The sequence below is a fragment of the Streptomyces sp. NPDC026394 genome (assembly GCF_055567735.1).
Genome location: NZ_JBVHPX010000004.1, coordinates 287,552 through 307,962 on the forward strand (window position 1 = coordinate 287,552; position 20,411 = coordinate 307,962).

Annotated in this window: 17 protein-coding genes; 13 read left to right on the top strand and 4 right to left on the bottom strand. The window is 73.4% G+C overall.

Annotated elements, in window-relative coordinates; all coding sequences use genetic code 11:
• Positions 1 to 59: 59 nt before the first annotated feature.
• Positions 60 to 935, bottom strand: coding sequence for an oxygenase MpaB family protein (locus ACZ4QV_RS12645; RefSeq protein ID WP_361147778.1), 876 nt, complete (start codon positions 933 to 935; stop codon positions 60 to 62).
• 92 nt (positions 936 to 1,027) lie between these two features.
• Between ACZ4QV_RS12645 and ACZ4QV_RS12650 the strand changes: the two genes are divergently transcribed.
• Positions 1,028 to 1,366, top strand: a complete 339-nt coding sequence (locus ACZ4QV_RS12650) for a hypothetical protein (RefSeq protein WP_361147780.1) — start codon at positions 1,028 to 1,030, stop codon at positions 1,364 to 1,366.
• 256 nt (positions 1,367 to 1,622) lie between these two features.
• Positions 1,623 to 2,450: a hypothetical protein gene (locus tag ACZ4QV_RS12655; protein ID WP_361147782.1), complete on the top strand. Its 828-nt coding sequence runs from the start codon at positions 1,623 to 1,625 to the stop codon at positions 2,448 to 2,450.
• Between the two features lie 285 nt (positions 2,451 to 2,735).
• Here ACZ4QV_RS12655 and ACZ4QV_RS12660 read toward each other — a convergent pair whose 3' ends face one another.
• The gene (locus ACZ4QV_RS12660) at positions 2,736 to 2,918 is read right to left on the bottom strand and encodes a hypothetical protein (protein WP_361147784.1); all 183 of its coding nucleotides are present in this window, start codon (positions 2,916 to 2,918) and stop codon (positions 2,736 to 2,738) included.
• A gap of 189 nt (positions 2,919 to 3,107) precedes the next feature.
• On the opposite strand from ACZ4QV_RS12660, the gene ACZ4QV_RS12665 reads away from it, so the two are divergent.
• From ACZ4QV_RS12665 to ACZ4QV_RS12675, 3 genes are all read left to right on the top strand, one after another.
• Positions 3,108 to 6,272: a DEAD/DEAH box helicase gene (locus tag ACZ4QV_RS12665; protein ID WP_467762874.1), complete on the top strand. Its 3,165-nt coding sequence runs from the start codon at positions 3,108 to 3,110 to the stop codon at positions 6,270 to 6,272.
• Positions 6,269 to 7,630 carry an SWIM zinc finger family protein gene (locus ACZ4QV_RS12670; protein ID WP_467762875.1) on the top strand — a complete coding sequence of 454 codons (1,362 nt, stop codon included), beginning with the start codon at positions 6,269 to 6,271 and terminating at the stop codon, positions 7,628 to 7,630. The genes ACZ4QV_RS12665 and ACZ4QV_RS12670 overlap by 4 nt, the downstream gene beginning before the upstream one ends.
• 138 nt (positions 7,631 to 7,768) lie before the next feature.
• Positions 7,769 to 8,155: a nuclear transport factor 2 family protein gene (locus ACZ4QV_RS12675; protein WP_361147790.1), complete on the top strand. Its 387-nt coding sequence runs from the start codon at positions 7,769 to 7,771 to the stop codon at positions 8,153 to 8,155.
• Between the two features lie 106 nt (positions 8,156 to 8,261).
• Here the strand turns inward: ACZ4QV_RS12675 and ACZ4QV_RS12680 are convergent, their stop codons facing one another.
• Positions 8,262 to 8,495, bottom strand: coding sequence for a DUF6480 family protein (locus tag ACZ4QV_RS12680; RefSeq protein ID WP_030023284.1), 234 nt, complete (start codon positions 8,493 to 8,495; stop codon positions 8,262 to 8,264).
• A 231-nt stretch (positions 8,496 to 8,726) separates the two neighbouring features.
• Between ACZ4QV_RS12680 and ACZ4QV_RS12685 the strand changes: the two genes are divergently transcribed.
• The 7 genes from ACZ4QV_RS12685 (at position 8,727) to ACZ4QV_RS12715 (ending at position 17,581) form a co-directional block, all read left to right on the top strand.
• Positions 8,727 to 11,807 carry a glycoside hydrolase family 2 TIM barrel-domain containing protein gene (locus tag ACZ4QV_RS12685; RefSeq protein WP_361639723.1) on the top strand — a complete coding sequence of 1,027 codons (3,081 nt, stop codon included), beginning with the start codon at positions 8,727 to 8,729 and terminating at the stop codon, positions 11,805 to 11,807.
• A gap of 109 nt (positions 11,808 to 11,916) precedes the next feature.
• Complete coding sequence (locus tag ACZ4QV_RS12690) at positions 11,917 to 12,795, top strand: YceI family protein (protein WP_361147792.1); 879 nt, start codon at positions 11,917 to 11,919, stop codon at positions 12,793 to 12,795.
• A 117-nt stretch (positions 12,796 to 12,912) separates the two neighbouring features.
• Positions 12,913 to 13,836, top strand: coding sequence for a homocysteine S-methyltransferase (gene mmuM / locus ACZ4QV_RS12695; protein ID WP_467762876.1), 924 nt, complete (start codon positions 12,913 to 12,915; stop codon positions 13,834 to 13,836).
• 222 nt (positions 13,837 to 14,058) lie between these two features.
• Positions 14,059 to 14,856 (top strand): ABC transporter substrate-binding protein, encoded by a 798-nt coding sequence (locus ACZ4QV_RS12700; RefSeq protein WP_361148758.1) that lies wholly within the window; start codon positions 14,059 to 14,061, stop codon positions 14,854 to 14,856.
• A 30-nt stretch (positions 14,857 to 14,886) separates the two neighbouring features.
• The gene (locus ACZ4QV_RS12705) at positions 14,887 to 15,672 is read left to right on the top strand and encodes an amino acid ABC transporter permease (RefSeq protein ID WP_361147796.1); all 786 of its coding nucleotides are present in this window, start codon (positions 14,887 to 14,889) and stop codon (positions 15,670 to 15,672) included.
• Positions 15,669 to 16,511 carry an amino acid ABC transporter ATP-binding protein gene (locus ACZ4QV_RS12710; RefSeq protein ID WP_361147798.1) on the top strand — a complete coding sequence of 281 codons (843 nt, stop codon included), beginning with the start codon at positions 15,669 to 15,671 and terminating at the stop codon, positions 16,509 to 16,511. The genes ACZ4QV_RS12705 and ACZ4QV_RS12710 overlap by 4 nt, the downstream gene beginning before the upstream one ends.
• 104 nt (positions 16,512 to 16,615) lie before the next feature.
• Positions 16,616 to 17,581 (top strand): acetylxylan esterase, encoded by a 966-nt coding sequence (locus ACZ4QV_RS12715; protein ID WP_361147800.1) that lies wholly within the window; start codon positions 16,616 to 16,618, stop codon positions 17,579 to 17,581.
• A 34-nt stretch (positions 17,582 to 17,615) separates the two neighbouring features.
• Here the strand turns inward: ACZ4QV_RS12715 and xylA are convergent, their stop codons facing one another.
• Entirely contained in the window at positions 17,616 to 18,779 is a 1,164-nt protein-coding gene (gene xylA, locus ACZ4QV_RS12720; protein ID WP_467762877.1) for a xylose isomerase, read from the bottom strand.
• A gap of 151 nt (positions 18,780 to 18,930) precedes the next feature.
• Between xylA and xylB the strand changes: the two genes are divergently transcribed.
• On the top strand, positions 18,931 to 20,394 hold the full coding sequence (gene xylB / locus ACZ4QV_RS12725; protein WP_361639715.1) for a xylulokinase: 1,464 nt from the start codon (positions 18,931 to 18,933) through the stop codon (positions 20,392 to 20,394).
• Positions 20,395 to 20,411 lie beyond the last annotated feature (17 nt).

The following is a 20,411-nucleotide window of genomic DNA, read 5'->3' on the forward strand; positions in this document are numbered from 1 at the left end:
TATGACTCCGGAACGAGCGGAGACGATCAGGGCGGAGACCTTTCCGGCCGCCGGGCGTCTCAGTGCGGTACGGGGCAGCCGCCCGCAGGGCGGTTCTGGGGGAAGGTGCCGAGGCCAGCGATGGTGTAGCCGTTCGGATAGCCCTTGATCTCCGGGTTCTGGCGGGCGTAGTGCGGGCGCCGGCGCGGCGGCAGCAGGCGTACGGACTTGGCGCGCAGCCGCAGTGCGCCGTGCACCGCGGCACGGACAGCCGGCCCGGGACGCTCGTAGCGGAAAGCGTTCAGCAGGGCGTCGTCCAGCAGGGCCATGCTCGCGCCACGCACCACCGGGGCCAGCGGGCCGTACCAGCCCGCCATCAGGCCGAGCGTGGCGTCCGAGACCCGGCGCCCGCCCTCGTCCCAGCCGAAGTGCGCGTGCTCGTAATCGTCCAGGCAGCGTTCGAACTCCTGGAAGTCCTGCGGGATGCCGGTGATACCCATATGGCGCCCGAGGGTGCGGTAGTAGACGGCCGAGGCATGCTTTTCGTGCTCGCTCAGCCGCCGCCAGCCGAACTGGTCGAGCCAGCGCTTGGGGACCACCACGAAGGTGCAGAGCACGTACCGCATGTCGTCGTTGGTGATGTCGTAACTGCGGTGCATCTGGTTGATGCGGCGGATCGCGGTCCGGCCGTCCTCGCTGTCGAAGCCGTGCTCCATCACCGCGTCCAGGAGGAGCGCGGTGTCGTCGTAGCGCTTTTGCGTACGGTCCGTCAGCTCGGCGGTCTCGGCCAGCAGCCGGCCGATGCTGGGAACGGCGTAGGTGCGGTAGAGCGCCAGCTCCAGGGCGCGCGCGACGTCCCACGGGAATTCGTACGTCGTGGTGATGCGGTGGATACGCAGAAAGTCCCGTTCCGGGTCCAGCCGCTGGATCTCCTTGAGCCAGTCGTAACGCCGCACCGAGTACCCGCCCTTTCGTCGTCGAAGTTCCCATCGTAAGCGTGACGGGCACACTGGAACGACCGGAACGGGAACCGGGAATGGGGGACACAATGACCGGGTTCTTGCGCGAAATCTCCGAATTGTTCCGCGGCCTTCGGACCTTCTTCACCCGCCTCCGCACCGCCGAGCACCTGCGGGGCAGCGAGGAGCCGCGGGCCCCCGGGGGGAAGCGGCGGCACAACATCTTCGAGGCAGCGGCGGCCCATGTGGCGGCGTGCGCCGAGGACGACGACGAGCGCAGCGCGGAGACGGCGGAATGGGTCTCCCCCGAGGCGCTCGCCTTCGGCATCAACGAGCTGGCCTGCCGGGCGGTGATCGCGCTTGCCCGGGAGCGCAGGGAGTCACCGCAGACGGTGGCCCGTGATCTGCTCAATCTGCCGGTGGCTTGAGGGGCCGGAGCCAAAGCCGGGGCCGGGGCCGGGGCCAAAGATAAGACCGGGGCCGGGGCCGAACTCCGGGTGGCCGGTTTCCGGAGGGGTGGCGTACGACTGGTGACAACCTGCTGCCCGGCCAACTAGGGTGCGCCGACGACTGATCGGAACGATCGGGCCGGTTCGGGCCCGGCGCGGGCGGGTCCGGGGGCCGGGGCCGGAGGCGGCGACCGGGGCCGGGCGGGTCGGAGCGCATCGGATGGGGAGGCCCCGGGTGTCGACCGAGAGCGCCGGTACGTCCACGGCCGGAAACGCCGGCGGAGCCACGCCCGGGAGCGTCGACGACGATCAGTTGCTCGTCCTGACGGCGCTGCTGCTGACGCCCGCGCAGTTTCCGAGCGTGCTCGGCAACGACTATCCGGAGGTGTGCGCCGGGCTCGGCCTCGCACCGTACGAGCAGGGCTACGGCCTGGTCCTCGGGCAGGACGGGACGGGTGCGCGCTGGACCGTGGTGACGGACGACGTCTCGCTCGTCGCGTGCGCCGTCGCGGCCTGGGACTGCGGGATGGAGTACGACCTCTCCCCCGGCGAGGAGAGCATGGTCGAAGCACTGCCCGGCTGGCCGATCGCACTCGCCGTCGCGGCGCCGGGGGTGCCCGCGCCGCACGACCCCGAGCCGGAAGAGGGCGGTCCGGCCGTACTCAGGCCGCCGGACGCCGCTCAGTGGGGGCCGGCGCAGCGCCGGATGGGAGCGGACGAGATCGCGCTCCAGTGGGCGGCCTGGCGCGAACAGGTCGAGGGCGAGGTCACGTTCGTCGATCCGGGGGCCCGGCCGCACGCCGGGGTCCGGCGGGCACTGACCGAGGCACGCGGTTACGTGGCCGAGCCGCCACCACCGGGACGCATCCGCTCGTCCTTCGCCGCCGGTGAGGCCCGTACACTCCGCGTGGACGGCCCGGGGTGGAGCATGGTGGCCCGTACTGACGACATCGCGTTCGTCCTCCTGGACGAGCAGCCCGGCGAGATACTGCCGGTGGGACGTGGGCCGGAGTTGCCGGGACTGTTGCAGGCACTGGAGGCGCTGGCGGCCCGGCCGGCTTGACGGTCCGGTCGGCTCGACGGTCCGGTCGGCTCGACGGTCCGGTCGGCTCGACGGTCCGGTCGGCTCGACGGTCCGGTCGGCTCGACGGTCCGGTCGGCTTGAGGGAGCGACCTGTTCGAGGGCCCGCCCGGCTTGACGGTCCGGTCGGCTTGACGGTCCGGTTCTGAGCCGTGGCGGCGCCCCACCCGTGAGCCGTCCGCCCACGGGCCCGCTGACGGGGACGTCGTCGCGGCCCGGTCGCCCGCCCGGCTCACACCGCCGGACGTCCGGGCACCGGCCACATGGTCAGCGCCCTATCTCCTTGCGGGTCGCACGGCGCAGCCTGCGCCGCTGCGAGGGGTCCAGCGTCAGATACGCCACGGCCGGCACACCGACCATGACCAGCACCGCCGCCCAGAACGGCAGCAGCCACAGCAAAATCACTCCCGCCGCCACGCCACCGATGGCGACCTTTGCGTTCGTGGACATCCTTCACGTCCCTTCCGCGGCGGTTGCCGCGCTCGCTGTATCCCATTGAACGCCTTTTCGGCCCCACAGGTTCCCTCCGCGCCGACGGCCTGCCGGGCCGCCGCGGGCCGTGGTCGGCGCGGCCCCCGATCATGCTGTACCCTCGGGCGCTCCGGTCGCCAGTAGTCAAACTTGAGGAGCTTGCTGCACGTGGCACTTCTTCCCCCGGCTCTTCCCCCGACCTCCTCCGCACCACTGTTCGCCCTCGCGTGCCGCGCGGCGGTCTTCCTGCCCGCCGACCCGGCCCGTACGGGGCAGGTCGCTTTCTGGCGTGCGGACGGCACGGCAGGCGACGAAGGCCCCGGGTGGCCGACACAGTCGCTGACCGTCGCCTTCCCGGCCGCCCCCGGTTCCGGCACCGGGAACGAGGACGGAGCCGGAGACGGGGACGGAGACGGGGACGGCATCCAGCTCATCGACGTTCCGGCCGTCGTGCTGCCCGTCGCCGACGCCCTTCCTGTCCTCACCCGCGCCCGTGCGGCCCGTACGTCCGATCCGGCCGCGGCCTTCTGGGGCACCGCCGCCGTACTGGCGCTGCAACTCGTCGCCCGTGGGCGGCTGCTGCCCGGCGTGAGCCGTTCCGGTCACGACGCGTGGCGCGTGGGCCCGCTCGACCCCGCCGACGTCGAGCGGCTGCGCGAACTGGCGGCGGCACTGCCACCACAGGCGCACGCCGTCCCGCTCCCCGGCGCCACCGGCCCCGACTCCGGCCCCGTACTGCTGCCGGATCCCGAGCGCCTGGTACGCGACTTCCTGGACGCGGTGGCGGACAGTCTGCCCCGCTCCCCCGCCGCCACACTGGTCACCGACGGGCCGGCGTTCGCCGCGCCCGAACCGCAGCACATCCCCGAACAGCGCGACTGGGCCGCCGATGTGGCGGCCGGGCACGACGTCGGTGTACGGATCTCCCTGCGTGTCGAGGTCGCCGGGCTGCCCGGGTCGGACACGGGCCGGCCCGGGGCCGCTGGCGCCGGCCGCACCGGCTTCACCGCCGTTCTCCAACTGCACGACCCCACCGACCCGGCTCTGGTCGCCGACGCCGCCGAGGTGTGGGCGGGCGACTCCCCCACCGGGCAGGCGTTCGGCCCGCGGGCCCGAATGGACACCTTGCTCACGCTGCGCCGCGCGGCCGCCGTCTGGGCGCCGCTCACGCCCCTGCTGTCCGCCGCCGTGCCGGACGCGGTGGACCTCGCCGACGAGGAGATCGCCGAGCTGCTCGGCCCGGCCTCGCGCGCGCTGGCCGCCGCCGGCGTGCAGGTGCACTGGCCACGGGACCTGATACGTGGACTCACCACCCGGGCCGTGGTGGGGCCGCCCGACCAGGACGGCGCGCCGCAGCACGCGCGAGCGGGCCAGGACGACGACGCTCCTGGTCAGGACCGCGCCGCGTCCGGCGTGCCGTCCTTCCTCTCGGCCGACGCGCTGCTCTCGTTCAGCTGGCGCTTCGCCGTCGGTGACCAGGAGATCAGCAGGGCGGAACTGGACCGGCTGGCCGAGGCGGGACGTCCGCTCGTACGGCTGCGTGACCAGTGGGTGCTCGTCGACCCCGAGGCGCTGCGGGCGGCCCGTGACCGCCAGGACCGCGAGGTGACGCCCATCGACGCGCTCGGCGCGGCGCTCACCGGGACCGCCGAGGCCGGGGACGGCGAACGGGTGGCGGTGCAGGCGTCCGGCTGGCTGGCCCGCCTCCGCGACCGGCTCACCGCTCCGGACACCGCCGTACCGGGTGCGGCCGTACCGGAGGCTGTCACTCCGGACACCGCCGTACCGGATGCCACCACCCAGGACTTCGCCGTACCGGAGCCCACCGATCCGGATCACGCCGTACCGGGCTCCCCCACGCCATCCCCCACCGCCCCGAACGGCGCCACCGAGCAGCCCATACCCCAGCCCCCCGCCCTCGCCGCCACCCTCCGCGACTACCAACTGCGCGGCCTCGACTGGCTGCACCGCATGACCTCCCTCGGTCTCGGCGGCTGCCTCGCCGACGACATGGGGCTGGGGAAGACCGTCACCCTCATCGCCCTGCACCTGCACCGGCAGAGCGCCCCCTCCTCCGCCGGGCCCACGCTCGTCGTCTGCCCGGCCTCTCTGCTGGGCAACTGGCAGCGCGAGATCGAGAAGTTCGCGCCCGGCACTCCGGTGCGCCGCTTCCACGCGGACCGGCGCAGCCTCGCGGGCCTGGCGGACGGCGCGTTCGTGCTCACCACGTACGGCACGATGCGGCTGGACGCGGCGAAGCTCGCGACGACCCGCTGGGGTCTGGTCGTCGCGGACGAGGCGCAGCACGTGAAGAATCCGTTCTCTGCGACGGCCAAGGCACTGCGCCGCCTGCCCGCGGGCGCCCGGGTGGCGCTCACCGGTACGCCGGTCGAGAACAACCTGTCCGAGCTGTGGGCCGTACTCGACTGGACGACGCCGGGGTTGCTGGGCCCGCTGAGCCGCTTCCGCGAGCGCTACGCCACGGCTGTCGAAGGCGGCACCGACCCGGCTGCCGCCGACCGGCTGGCCCGGCTCGTCCGCCCCTTCATGCTGCGCCGGCGCAAGTCCGACCCGGGCATCGCGCCCGAACTGCCGCCGAAGACGGAGACCGACCGGGCGGTGGCGCTGACCAGGGAGCAGGCCGGGCTGTACGAGGCGGTGGTGCGCGAAGGGCTCGGCGAGATCGCGGCGGCGGACGGCCTCGCCCGGCGCGGCCTGGTCGTCAAGCTGCTGACCTCGCTCAAGCAGATCTGCAACCACCCGGCGCAGTACCTCAAGGAGGAGCGCCCGCTGATCGCGGGCCGTTCCGGGAAGCTGGAGCTGCTGGACGAGCTGCTGGAGACGATTCTCGCCGAGGACGCGGGGGTGCTGGTGTTCACGCAGTACGTGCGGATGGCGCGGCTGCTCGAAACGCACCTGGCGGGGCGCGGCGTGCCGACGCAGTTGCTGCACGGCGGCACGCCGGTCGCGCGGCGCGAGGAGATGGTGCGCCGCTTCCAGGACGGTGCCGTGCCGGTGTTCCTGCTGTCGTTGAAGGCGGCGGGTACGGGGCTGAATCTGACCAGGGCCGCGCATGTCGTGCACTACGACCGCTGGTGGAATCCGGCGGTCGAGGCGCAGGCCACCGACCGTGCGTACCGCATCGGCCAGACCCGGCCGGTGCAGGTCCACCGGATGATCACCGAGGGCACGGTCGAGGACCGGATCGCCGGTCTGCTCGCGCGCAAGCAGAGGCTGGCGGACGCGGTGCTCGGTTCCGGCGAGGCCGGGCTGACCGAACTGACCGACGCCGAGCTGGCGGACCTGGTGGCACTGCGAGGGAGCGAGCGATGAGGAACCTGTACGAGGACGCCCGGGAAGCCCTCCCGGAACCTTCCGGGGACGCGCGCCTGCCGGGACCGGGCAGGGAGCGCACCTTCGCCGCCCTGCCGCCGGCGCACGGCCGTGGCTTCGCGCAGACGTGGTGGGGCCTGGCCTGGCTGAAGGCGCTGGCGGACAGCGCGCTGGACGGCCAGCAGGTCAAGCAGGGGCGCCGGCACGCGCGGGCGGGGGCGGTGGGCGCGGTCTCCGTACGGCCGGGCCGGATCACGGCGGTCGTCAAGGACCGGGACGGTACGCCGTACCGTTGCGACGTGCTGCTCCAGGAGTTGGGCGAGGCGGACTGGGACCGCTTCCTGGACCTGGTCGCGGACCGTGCCGGGCACATCGCGGCGCTGCTGGACCACGACATGCCGCCGCACCTGGTGGAGGACGCGGCCGCCGCGGGCATCGAACTGCTCCCCGGCATCGGTGACCTGGAGGCGGAGTGTGGTTGCGGGGCGTGGGACCACTGTTCCCACACGGCCGCGCTCTGCCACCAGACGGCCCGCCTGCTGGACGAGGACCCTTTCGTGCTGCTGCTGATGCGCGGACGGAGCGAGCAGGAGCTCCTGGAGGACCTTCAGGCCCGTACCGCCCTGCGCGCGCGGGAAGTCGCTGAGCACCTGGCGTCCAGTGGGTGCGCGGTGGAACCGGCGGCGGCCGAGGGCATACCGGCGGCGGAGGCGTACGCCGCGCGCGACATCCTGCCGCCGCTGCCCGCGCCCCCGCCCGCCGTGGACGAGCCGGGCGCCGCTCCGGTCCTCGGAGGAGGAACGGATCCGGCCCCCGGCGTGGACGTGCCGGCACTGGAGTTCCTAGTAGGTGACACGGCGGCGCGCGCCCAACGGCTGCTGGCCGACGCGCTGGCCCCCGGCCATGCCGACGCACCGCCGCAAGCAGCGCTGACCCGCGCGCAGGACGCCGTACGTCTGGCAGCGCTCGGACCCGCCCCCTGGATCGCCGCACGACTGGCGTCCGGCTCCGGGCGTACGGCCAGAGCGCTCTCCCTGGCCGTACGGGCGTGGGAGTACGGCGGCGTACCGGCGCTCGCCGTACTGGAGGAGGAGTGGACACCGGAACCGGCGGCCCTGGCCCGCGCGACGGCTCAGCTCGCCGGTGCCTGGGAGGCGGACGAACCCCCACCAAAGCTGCGCCACGACCGCAACCGCTGGACCGTGGTCGGCGGTGGCGCCCAGCTCAGATTCGGGCGTGACGGGCGATGGTGGCCGTACCTGAAGGAGCGCGGGCAGTGGGCACCCGCGGGGCCCGCGGCCGAGGACCCCGCGGCTGCCCTCGCGGCGGTGCGCAGCGGCGAGGAGGAAGCCGGGTAGCCGGTACGAGGGCGGGGCTGCGCCAGGCCGCCACACGTGCCGCGCGGGCTGACTGCCCGCGCGGCACGGCGCTACCCTGCTCGGCGTCAGAGGCCGGTGCGCGGAACGCCGGCCCGGCGGTGCGGGATCGGAGGGACCATGCCTGCTGTGAGCCCCCTGGACGTTCTCGAACAGCGGCGCGCCGCGGTCACGGCGCAGGACGCGGACGCCTTCGCGGACCTGTTCGCGCCGGACGGCGTGATCGAGCTGCCGTTCGCGGGCCCGGACGTCCCCGACCGCATCGAGGGCCGGGAGACGATACGCACGTTCGCACGGGCGGCGATGTCGGCCCTGCGCGTCGACGTGCTCCGGACGCTCGCCGTCCACCGCACCGAGGACCCGGAGGTCGTCATCGCGGAGACGCTCACCAGGGGTGTGGGGCGCGGCGACGCGTTCGAGGGGCGCTCGGTGCAGCTCTTCCACATCCGGGACGGCCGGATCCTGCTGCTCCGTGACTACACCGGGCCGTTGCGCAAGCCTTGCTGACCCGTGCCCGTACCCGGCCGTGCGGCCATCGCCCTCGCGCCCGTACCCAGCCGTGCGGCCATCGCCCCTTCGCCCGCTCCCGGCCCGTGTACCTGCCCCCGCGTACTCACACTCCCCAGATACGGGCGATGAAGAAGGCGGCGACAAGGACGACCACGACGGCGAGCGCCAGCACCGGTCCCTTGGACCAGCCGCGGGTCGGGTTGTGGGTCTCCAGGGGCCCGGCGTCCGGGGTGCTGCCCTCGGCGGGCGGTGTCTCGCCCGGCGGGACCCCGCCGCCCGGCTCCAGCCCGGCGGTGTGCTCCGGTACGGGGTCCGGATTCTTCGGTGCATCGTTCATGCTGCCCGGGTGCCCGGGGACGGCCGGTTGTCACCCGCTGATCCAAAATGGGGGGCGTACGGCCCGGAGTACCCGGCTCCCTCGGCACGAACAGAGGCGCTCGGGACCAGTACGAAACGGAGCGAATGCTTCAGCGGTCAATCATTCGTATGTGGTCGCGGCGCGCCGCCGCGCGTGGTTCGCTGACGTGATCCCCCACGCCCTGCCGTGTCCCCGCAGCTAGGAGGACCCTTGCCCCTGCCCGACGCCGAACACGTCGGTCCCCGCACCGCACCCGACGCCGAACACCCCGCACCCTCACCACGCACCCCCGGAGCACCCACCGCACCCGAAAGACACCCCGCCCCCGCCGGACGTCCCGCGAGCGCCCCGCCCGTACCCCGCCCCCCACAGCACCTCCCGTACTACGAGGACGTGTCCCCCGGCCTGGGCTGCCGGCCGCCGCGCGCCTGGTTCGCCCGCTCGGACGCGCGGCGGATGTCGCTGCACGGGATGTGGCGGTTCCGCCTCCTGCCGACCGCCCGCTCCACGGACGTCTCCTTCGCCCGGCCGGACTTCGACGACACGGACTGGCAGGGTCTGCGGGTGCCGGGCCACTGGGTGCTCGCCGGTCACGGCGCACCCGCGTACACCAACACCCGTTACCCGTTCCCCGTCGATCCGCCGCGGCTGCCCGACGAGAACCCGACGGGTGACCACCGGCACACCTTCGACCTTCCGGACGCCTGGGAACCCGGGCCCGCCCTGCTGCGTTTCGAAGGTGTCGAGTCCTGTGCACGGGTGTGGCTCAACGGAAAGGAGCTGGGGCACTTCAAGGGCAGCAGGCTGCCGCACGAGTTCGAGGTGGGCCATCTGCTGCGGGCACGCCGTAACGTGCTCGCGGTCCGTGTCCACCAGTGGTCCTCGGGCAGCTACCTGGAGGACCAGGACCAGTGGTGGCTGCCGGGCGTCTTCCGGGACGTCACGCTGCACCACCGGCCCGCGGGCGCCGTCCTGGACCACTTCGTGCACGCCTCCTACGACCACCGCACCGGCCACGGCACCCTCCGGGTGGACTGCGCGCCGGCGGGCCGGGTCACCGTTCCCGCGCTCGGCCTGGACCTGGCGACCGGGCAGAGCGCGACGGTGCCGGTCATACCGTGGACGGCCGAGACCCCGCAGTTGTACGACGCCGAACTGCGCACGCCCGGCGAGTGCGTCCCCCTGCGCATCGGCTTCCGCACCGTGTGCGTCGAGGACGGTCTGCTGAAGGTCAACGGGCGCCGCGTCCTGTTCCGCGGCGTCAACCGGCACGAGTTCGACCCGCGGCACGGCCGCGCGCTGGGCCCCGAGGCGATGCGCCGCGACCTGCTGCTGATGAAGCAGCACAACGTCAACGCCGTCCGCACCAGCCACTACCCGCCGCATCCCGCCTTCCTCGACCTCTGCGACGAGCTGGGCCTGTGGGTGGTCGAGGAGTGCGACCTGGAGACGCACGGCTTCGGTCAGCAGGACTGGCGGGGCAACCCGGTGGACGACGACGCGTGGACCCCGGCCCTGCTGGACCGCATGCGCCGGATGGTCGAGCGCGACAAGAACCACCCCAGCGTGATCATGTGGTCGCTGGGCAACGAGTGCGGCACCGGCCGCGGCCTGTCCGCCATGGCCGCCTGGGCGCGCGACCGTGACCCCTCCCGGCCGCTGCACTACGAGGGCGACCCGTCGTGCGCCGACACCGACGTCTACTCCCGGATGTACGCGGAGCACGCCGAGGTCGAACGGATCGGCCGGCGGGAGGAGGAGCCGCTCGCCGACCCGGCCGCGGACGCCCGGCGCCGCGCCCTGCCGTTCCTCCTGTGCGAGTACGCGCACGCGATGGGCAACGGCCCCGGCGGACTGCGCGAGTACCAGCGGCTCTTCGAGACGTACGAACGCTGCCAGGGCGGCTTCGTGTGGGAGTGGATCGACCACGGGCTGCGGCAGCGCACCCCGCACGGCGAGGTGTTCCACGCGTACGGGGGCGACTTCGGCGAGGACCTGCACGACGGCAACTTCGTCTGCGACGGCCTGGTCTTCCCCGACCGGGTGCCGTCGCCGGGGCTGGTGGAGTTCAAGAAGGTCGTCGAACCGGTACGGATCGACGGCACGGGCGAGGACGGCGGCACGGAGAGCGGCGGGTCCGGCACCGTACGGATCACCAACCTGCACGACTTCGGCGACCTGGCGCACCTGGCGTTCCACTGGTCCTACGAGGCCGAGGGCGAGGTGCTCGCCGAAGGACCGCTGGCCGTGCCGCCGCTCGCCCCCGGAGCCCGCGCCGAGGTGAAGCTGCCCCCGGAACCCGCCGGCCGGCGCGGCCGCGAGGCCCTGTGGACGGTACGGGCGTCCCTGGCCGGGGACACCGCCTGGGCCGCGGCCGGTCACGAGGTCGCCTGGGGTCAGCTGCCCGCCACCCCGCCGCGCCCCACGCCCCGTCCCACCGCCCCGGGCGCGTCGCCCCGGCGCGGCGAAGGCAACCTCATCCTCCTCGGCCCGGGCGCCTTCGACGCCACCACCGGTGTGCTCCGGTATCTCGACGGCTGCCATCTGAAGGGGCCCCGGCTGGACGTGTGGCGGGCACCGACCGACAACGACGAGGGCGCGCCCTGGCAGCCGGGGCCGCACCGCGCCGCGCAGTGGCGCCGTATCGGACTGCACCGCATGCGGCACCGGGTGGCGTCCGTGGAGTGCGACCGTCACGCGGTGGTGGTACGCACCCGGGTCGCGCCGGCCGGTACCGACCTCGCCCTGGACACGGAGTACCGCTGGACCGCCGACAGTGAGCGGCTGCGGCTGGAGGTGTCGGTCCGGCCGTACGGCGACTGGCCCTGCCCGCTGCCCAGGCTCGGTGTGCGGCTGGGTGTGTGCGGCAACCTCTCGACGGCGCGGTGGTACGGCGGCGGCCCGGGCGAGGCGTATCCGGACACGCGGGCGGCGGCGCGGACCGGGCTGTGGCGCATGCCGGTGGACGCGTTGCAGACGCCGTACGTGCGTCCGCAGGAGAACGGGGCGCGGGCGGACGTGCGCTGGGCGGAGCTGTCCCGCAGCGACGGCTCGGCGCTGCGTGCCGAGGGCGAGCCGTCCTTCTGGTTCAGCGCGCGCCGCTGGACGAGCGAGCAGCTGGACGCCGCCCGGCACACCACCGACCTCACTCCGGGAGACTGGATCTGGATCCACCTCGATCACGCCCAGCACGGCATCGGCAGCGCTTCCTGCGGGCCCGGGGTGCTGCCGGAGCACGAGCTGACGGTGGCTCCCGCCCGGTTCGCCATCACCTTCTCCCCGGTGCGATGAATTTCACGTTTCATCGGGTATTGACAGCCGTTGTCCTCAGCGGTCTAAACCAATGACAGGATGGAGATGTACTTTTTCGACACAACTGACCGAGAGGCCCCGTCCTGCCATGGCGCTCGCCATCCTCACCCGCCTTCGTGACCGCTCCGCCCGCAGTGCCCCCGCACCGGCCCCGATCCCGCGCGGTGCCGGTGCACTGGACCTCAGCGTCCACGACCCCGTCGGGCTGCCGATGGCACGGGCCGGGGTGTCGGTGCGCAACACGGAGGGCACCGAGGTCACGCGCGGCCAGACGGACCCCAACGGCATGTTCACCGCGACGCTGGCACCCGCCGTGTACCACGTGGTGGTCACCTGCGACGGCTTCCGCCCGGAGCGGTTCGACAGCGCGGTGACCGAGGGGGCGCGGACCGCGCCGCGGACGCTGCAGCTGGAGCCGGCCCCGGCACCGCCGATGCCCACACCGGGGCAGTGGCGGCTGGACCCCGACCACTCGTCCATCCGCTTCACCGCCCGGCACATCGGACTGGCCGAGATCCACGGCCGGTTCAACCACTTCGAGGGCGGCCTGTGGATCGCGCCGGACATGCGGGACTCGCGGGTGGAGGTGACGATCGACGCGGCGAGCATCGACTCGGGGGTCAAGATGCGCGACGACCACCTGCGCTCGGCGGAGTTCCTGGACGTGGCGCGCTACCCGTATCTGCAGTTCGCCGGGGAGCGGTTCGTGCACAAGGGCGGGGCCCGCTGGGCCGTGCAGGGGGTGCTGCACCTGCACGGCGTCAGCCGGTCGGTGCAGTTGGACACCCGGTACCTGGGTCTCGGCACCGGCATGGGCGGCGAGACGCGTACGGCGTGCACCGCGGTGACCGAGCTGCACCGGGAGGACTTCACGCTCGACTGGCGCAAGATGCTCGCCCGGGGCATCGCGGCCATCGGCGCGACGATCCGCGTGGAGATGGACATCCAGGCCGTCCAGGCGGAGTGACCGGGGCGTCCGGGTGCGAGGCGGGCACCCGGGCGGGACCGGGTGCGAGGCAAGCATCCGGACGGGACCGGGTGCGGGACAGGCGCCGCGTCGGACCGGGGTGAGAGGCTGGGCGTCATGAGCACCACTGCCGCGCCCTCGTTCGCCGCCGCCCTCGCCGCGGGCCCGCTCGTCCTGGACGGCGGGCTGTCCAACCAACTGGAGTCCGCCGGACACGACCTCGGCGACGCGCTGTGGTCGGCGCGGCTGCTCGCCGAGGACCCGGACGCCGTGGTGGCGGCGCACCGCGCGTACTACGAGGCGGGCGCGCAGGTGGCGATCACGTCCAGCTATCAGGCGACCTTCGAGGGGCTCGCCGCGCGGGGCATCGGTGCGACGGAGGCCGCCGGGCTCCTGCGGCGCAGTGTGGAGCTGGCGCGCGAGGCGGCACGGCAGGCGACGGCGGACGGCGTGGCGGGACCGCTGTACGTCGCCGCGTCGGCCGGTCCGTACGGCGCGATGCTGGCGGACGGCTCCGAATACCGGGGCGCCTACGGACTGTCGGTGGCCGAGCTCGAACGGTTCCACCGTCCGCGGCTGGAGGCGCTGGCCGCGGCCGGTCCCGACGTACTGGCGCTGGAGACCGTGCCGGACACGCACGAGGCGCGGGCCCTGCTGCGGGCGGTACGGGGCCTCGGTGTGCCGGCCTGGCTGTCGTTCAGCGCGGCCGGGGACCGTACCCGGGCCGGGCAGCCGCTGGCGGACGCCTTCGCGCTCGCGGCGGACGCCCCCGAAGTGGTGGCGGTGGGCGTGAACTGCTGCACCCCCGAGGACGCCGACCGGGCGGTGCCGATGGCGGCCCGCGCGGCCGGCAAGCCGGTGGTCGTCTACCCGAACAGCGGCGAGAGCTGGGACGCCCGGGCCCGTGCCTGGTGCGGTACGCCCGCCTTCAGCGCGGACCGGGTCGCGGCCTGGACCGCCGCGGGGGCCCGGCTCGTCGGCGGCTGCTGCCGGGTGGGGCCGGAGGCGGTGGCGGCGCTGGCGCGGCAGCTGACCGGCTGAAAGCCGACGTCCGGACCGGTGCCGTACCGCGGACACCGGTTCGCGTTCCGCACCGTGCACGGCGCTGCGGACGGCCCCGGCCGGCCCCGGTCGTTACCCGGTCGCAACACCGCCGACGGCGACATCGGCCCTGGCCGGTGGCAGGATGCAGCCAACTCACCTCCGACCGGTGAGTGTGGGGCCGCATCCTGATCCGGAGGACCCGTGTCCGTTCGCTCCTCGATGTCCGCCACGGCCGCCCTCGTCGCGGCCGCCGCCCTCCTCGCCACGGGCTGCACCAGCACCAAGTCGGGCGGGGCGGCCGGCGAGAAGTCGGCCTCGGGCGTCCAGCTCGTCTCCCCCGGCACGCTCAAGACCTGCACCCATCTGCCGTACGCGCCCTTCCAGGTGAAGAAGGAGGGCAAGATCGTCGGGTTCGACGTGGACCTGGTCGATCTGGTCGCCAAGGCACTCGGCGTGCCGCAGGAGATCGTCAACACGCCCTTCGAAGGCATCGAAACCGGCCAGGACTTCGCCATCCGCAAGTGTGACCTGGCGGCGGCGGGCATGACCATCAACGCCAAGCGCGACAAGGTCATGGACTTCTCCGACCCGTACTTCGACGCCACCCAGGCACTCATCACCAAGAAGGGCGGCGCCTACAAGAAGATCGAGGACCTCAAGGGGAAGAAGCTCGGCTACCAGAAGGCCACCACCGGCGCCGAGTACGCCAAGAAGCACGGCGCGGGCGTCGAGCTGGTCGAGTTCGAGGACCTGGGGCTGCTGCTCACCGCGGTGAAGTCCGGGCAGGTGGACGCGGGTATCAACGACAACGGGGTGCTGTTCGACTACGTCAAGCAGAACCCGGACACGGCGGTGACGGCGGAGTTCGACACCGGCGAGCATTACGGGATCGGCGTGCGCACCGGCAACGACGCGCTGCGCAAGAAGATCAACGAGGTGCTGAAGCAGGCCCGGTCCGACGGCAGTTACGACCGGATCTACAAGAAGTGGTTCGGCACCACGCCCAAGCAGCGCTGATCCCGCGGCCAGCATGAGGAGCCGACACTGATGCCCCTGTCCCGACGCCGGAGGGCCCGCCTCCTGCGCGGCGGCCAGTACGCCGTACTGGCCGCCGCCGTGCTCGTCCTCGCCCTGGTCGCCGACTGGGGGACGCTGCGCCACGCGTTCTTCGACGTGGCGGTCGCCAAGGCGCTGTTCCCCGAGATCATCACCACCGCGCTGGTCAACACCGTCCTGTACACCCTGCTCGGCTTCGGGTTCGGTCTCGGGCTCGGTCTGGTGCTGGCGCTGATGCGGCTGTCGCAGGTGCCGCCGTACCGCTGGCTCGCCGTCACCTACATCGAGTTCTTCCGCGGGGTGCCGGCGCTGCTGGTGTTCATCGCGCTCGGTTTCGGCGTGCCGCTGGCCTTCGAGGTCGCGCTGGACATGAACATCACCGTGATGCTCTCGCTGGGCCTGGTCGGTGCCGCGTACATGGCGGAGACCATCCGGGCCGGCATCCAGGCCGTGCCCAAGGGGCAGACCGAGGCGGCGCGTTCGCTGGGGATGTCGCCGGGCCGCGCGATGCGCTCGATCGTCATACCGCAGGCGTTCCGGATCGTCCTGCCGCCGCTGACCAACGAGCTGATCCTGCTCACCAAGGACTCCTCGCTGGTCTATCTGCTCGGCCTGTCCCTCGGCCAGTTCGAGCTGGCGAACTTCGGGCGGGACGCCCTCAACGAGCACAAGAGCCTGACGCCGATCCTCGTGGCCGGCCTGCTCTATCTCGTCATCACCCTCCCCCTGGGCCAACTGGTCCGGCGGCTGGAGGCCCGTACCGCGAAGGCGAGGTGACGGCGGTGCGCACCGACGGCAGGCCGGCGACGGCAGGACGGGCGATCGAGGTCGAGGGGCTGCACAAGTCCTTCGGCGCCCTAGAGGTGCTCAAGGGCATCGACTTCTCCGTGGAGCGGGGCGAGGTGGTGTGCGTCATCGGGCCCTCGGGGTCGGGCAAGTCGACGCTGCTGCGCTGTGTGAACCTGCTGGAGCAGCCGACCGCGGGCCGGGTCACCGTGGCGGGCACCGAGGTCACCGACCCGGACGTGGACATCGACCGGGTCCGGCGCCGGATCGGGATGGTCTTCCAGTCCTTCAACCTCTTCCCGCACCTGAGCGTGCTGGATAACCTGACCATCGCCCAGCGGCGGGTGCTGCGCCGTGACCGGGCCGCGGCGGAACGGACCGCGCGCGCCCATCTCGCGCGGGTCGGTCTGAGCGACAAGGAGACCGCCTTTCCGGCGCAGCTCTCGGGCGGCCAGCAGCAGCGGGTGGCCATCGCCCGCGCGCTGTCCATGGAGCCGGAGCTGATGCTCTTCGACGAGCCGACCTCGGCGCTCGACCCTGAGCTGGTGGGCGACGTGCTGGCGGTGATGCGCTCCCTCGCCCAGGACGGCATGACGATGCTCGTCGTCACCCATGAGATGAGCTTCGCGCGGGAGGTCGCCGACCGGGTGGTGTTCATGGACGGCGGGGTCATCGTCGAGGAGGGGCCACCGGAACGGGTGGTGGCCGATCCTCAGCACGAGCGGACGCGGACGTTCCTGGCCCGGGTGCTCGATCCGGCGGCCGCCGGGCTCAGCGAGGTGCCGGAGGCCGGTGCACGGGGGCCGGAGGAGGAGCGGCCCACGTCGTGACCGAGCGGCGCGGGGGCGGCGCCTGGTAGGTTGCGCGCCCGGTACCCGGCGGGCGCCGGAGGCTGTCGCGGGCCCGCCGCCCGCTCCCGACCTGGAGGCACCGCTTGTTCGTCGACCTGCCCCTCGACCAACTGCGCAGCTACCGTCCGCCGCTGCCCGAACCCGACGGATTCGACGCGTTCTGGCAGCGCACCCTGGACGAGGCCGGTACGTACGATCTGGACGCGCGCTTCGAGGAGACCGACGCGGGCCTGTCGCTGCTGCACACGTACGACGTGGAATTCTCGGGCTTCGGCGGACACCGCATCCGTGGCTGGTTCCTGCTGCCCCGGGAGGCGAGCGGTCCGCTGCCCTGCGTCGTGCAGTATCTCGGGTACGGCGGCGGCCGGCTGCATCCGCAGGACTGGCTGCTGTGGCCGGTGTCGGGCTACGCCGCGCTGGTCATGGACACCCGGGGGCAGAGCGGCCCCGACCGGCCCGGCGACACCCCCGACCCGGTCGGTTCCCCGCATCCGGGCGTGCCCGGCAAGATGACGCAGGGGCTGCTCGACCCGGACGACTACTACTACCGCCGGGTCTACACCGACGGCGTACGGGCCGTGGCGGCAGCACGCGGCCACGCGGCGGTGGACGCCGGGCGTGTGGTGGTGGCGGGCGGCAGCCAGGGCGGCGCCATCGCGCTGGCCGTCGCCGGGCTGGTGCCCGGACTCGCGGGCGCGCTGATCGACGTACCGTTCCTGACGCATGTCCGGCGCGCCGTCGAGATCACCGACGAAGGCCCGTACGGCGAACTCTCCCGCTACCTCGCGGGGGCCCGGACCGAGGTGGACGCCGCCCTGAACACCCTCGACCACTTCGACGGCCTGAACTTCGCGGCCCGCGCGAGCGCCCCCGCCCTCTTCGGTACCGCGTTGCGCGACCCGATCACCCCCGCCTCCACCGGCTTCGCCGCGTACCACCACTACGCGGGCGCCAAAGAGCTGCGGCTGTGGCGGTTCAACGGGCACGAGGGCGGCGGCGGACACCAGCGGACGGAGGAGATCCGCTTCCTGCGCAAGCTGTTCGGCTGATCGGGCCCGCGCGAACCGTTTCGCTGAAGGCCGGTCAGCGGGCCCGCAGCAGGTGGTCCATGGCCAGCTGGTCGAGTTGTTCGAACGCCATGCCACGGGCGGCGGCCGCCTCCGCGTCGAAGGACTCGTACGCCGTACGGTCCGCGAGCATACCGGCGAGTCCGTCCTCGGCGGTGGGCCGGGCCAGCTCGTCCACTCTGGACGCGCGCAGTGCCTCCTGGACGGACGGGTCGGCGCGGAAGGCCGCCGCGCGCTCCTTGAGGATCAGGTAGGTGCGCATGCAGCCGGCCGCCGAGGCCCACACCCCGTCCAGGTCCTCGGTGCGCGGCGGCTTGAAGTCGAAGTGCCGGGGACCTTCGTAGCCCGCCGTCTCCAGCAGGTCCACCAGCCAGAAGGCAGCGCGCAGGTCCCCGGCGCCGAAGCGCAGGTCCTGGTCGTACTTGACGCCGGACTGCCCGTTCAGGTCGATGTGGAAGAGCTTGCCGGCCCACAGGGCCTGGGCGATGCCGTGCGGGACGTTGAGCCCGGCCATCTGCTCGTGCCCGACCTCCGGGTTGACGCCGTACAGCTCGGGCCGCTCCAGCTGCCCGATGAAGGCGAGCGCGTGGCCGACCGTGGGCAGCAGGATGTCGCCGCGTGGCTCGTTGGGCTTCGGCTCGATGGCGAACCGCAGGTCGTAGCCCTGCTCGACGACGTACTGGCCGAGCAGGTCGAACGCCTCCCGCATCCGGTCCAGGGCCGCGCGCACGTCCTTGGCCGCGCCGGACTCCGCGCCCTCGCGCCCGCCCCACGCCACATACGTACGGGCGCCCAGCTCGGCCGCGAGGTCGATGTTCCGCAGGGTCTTGCGCAGGGCGTAGCGCCGGACGTCGCGGTCGTTGGCGGTGAACGCGCCGTCCTTGAACACGGGATGGGTGAAGAGGTTGGTCGTGGCCATCGGCACGGTCAGGCCGGTGGCGTCCAGTGCCTGGCGGAAGCGCTTGACCGCCGCCTCGCGCGCGACGTCGCCGGAGCCGGAGGGGATCAGGTCGTCGTCGTGGAAGGTGACGCCGTACGCGCCCAGTTCCGCCAGCCGGTGGACGGACTCGACCGGGTCGAGCGGGCGGCGGGTGGCGTCCCCGAAGGGGTCGCGGCCCTGCCAGCCGACCGTCCACAGGCCGAAGCTGAACTTGTCCTCGGGCACGGGCTGACAGCTCATCATGGCTCCTCGGCCCCTTCGTCATGGCGCTGCACACACGGAGCCGGGGCCAAACTAATATGCGGCAGCACGCCGGGGAAGCCCCGGGACGGGCGGGGCACCCGGCGTCGTCCGGCAGGGCGACGCCCGCGGTGCGAAGAGGGAGAACGCGATGGGTACACAGGCAGCGGGTCCGCTCGTCGTCGGCGTGGACAGCTCCACCCAGTCCACCAAGGCGCTCGTGGTGGACGCGGCGACCGGCGAGGTCGTGGCCCGCGGCCAGGCTCCGCACGTGGTCACCGGCGGTACGGCCGCCGACGGAGCGGACCTCGGCGGCGCGGGCAAGGAGAGCGACCCCGAACAGTGGTGGCGCGCGCTCGGCGAAGCGCTGGACCAGTGCGGTGACGCCGCGCGGGAGGCGGCGGCCGTGTCCGTCGGCGGTCAGCAGCACGGCCTGGTCACCCTCGACGTGTCGGGGCGGCCGGTGCGTCCGGCGCTGCTCTGGAACGACGTACGGTCGGCGCCCCAGCACCGGCGCCTGCTGGCCGAGCACGGCGGACCGGCGGCGTGGGCGCGGCGGGTGGGCAGCGTGCCGCTGCCGGCGTTCACCGTGACGAAGTGGGCCTGGCTGCGCGAGAACGAGCCGGCGGGGGCCGACGCGACGGCCGCGGTGCGGCTGCCGCACGACTACCTCACCGAGCGCCTCGGCGGCGAGGCGGTCACCGACCGCGGCGACGCCTCCGGGACCGGCTGGTGGTCACCGGCCGACGAGGCGTACGACGAGGAGATCCTCGGGCACGTCGGCCTGGACCCGAAAGCACTGCCGCGGGTCGCGCGGCCGGGCGAGGCGGCGGGCACCGTACGGCCCGGTGAACTGCCACTGCCACAGGGCGCGCTGGTCGCCGCGGGCACCGGCGACAACATGGCGGCGGCGCTGGGGCTCGGGCTGCGCCCCGGGCAGCCCGTACTGAGCCTGGGGACGTCGGGCACGGTCTACGCGGTGTCCGCCCGGCGCCCGGCCGGCGATCCGACGGGCACGGTCGCCGGGTTCGCCGACGCGCGCGGGGACTGGCTGCCCCTGGCCTGCACCCTGAACTGCACGCTGGCCGTGGACCGTGTCGCGGCCCTGCTCGGGCTGGACCGGGAGGACGTCGAGCCCGGCGGGTCGGCGGTGATGCTGCCCTTCCTCGACGGTGAGCGCACGCCCGACCTGCCGCAGGCGTCCGGGCTGCTGCACGGTCTGCGGCACGACACGACACGCGGTCAGCTCCTCCAGGCGGCGTACGACGGTGCGGTGTTCGCGCTTCTCCAGGCGCTGGACCGGATCGTGGACGAGGACGTACCGGCCGACGCGCCGCTGCTGCTGATCGGTGGCGGCGCGCGCGGGAACGCGTGGCGGGACACCGTACGCCGTCTCTCGGGACGGCCGGTGGTGGTGCCGGAGGCCCGCGAGCTGGTCGCCCTGGGCGCGGCGGCGCAGGCGGCGGGGCTGCTGCTGGGCGAGGACCCGGCGGCGGTGGCACGGCGGTGGGGGACGGCACGCGGCGCCGAGTATCCGGCGGTGCCGTGCGACACGGCGGCGCGGGAGCGGCTGGCGGAGACGCTGGCGGCGGGCGGGCCGCTGCTGGGGGCCTGACCGGGGCATATTCCTCT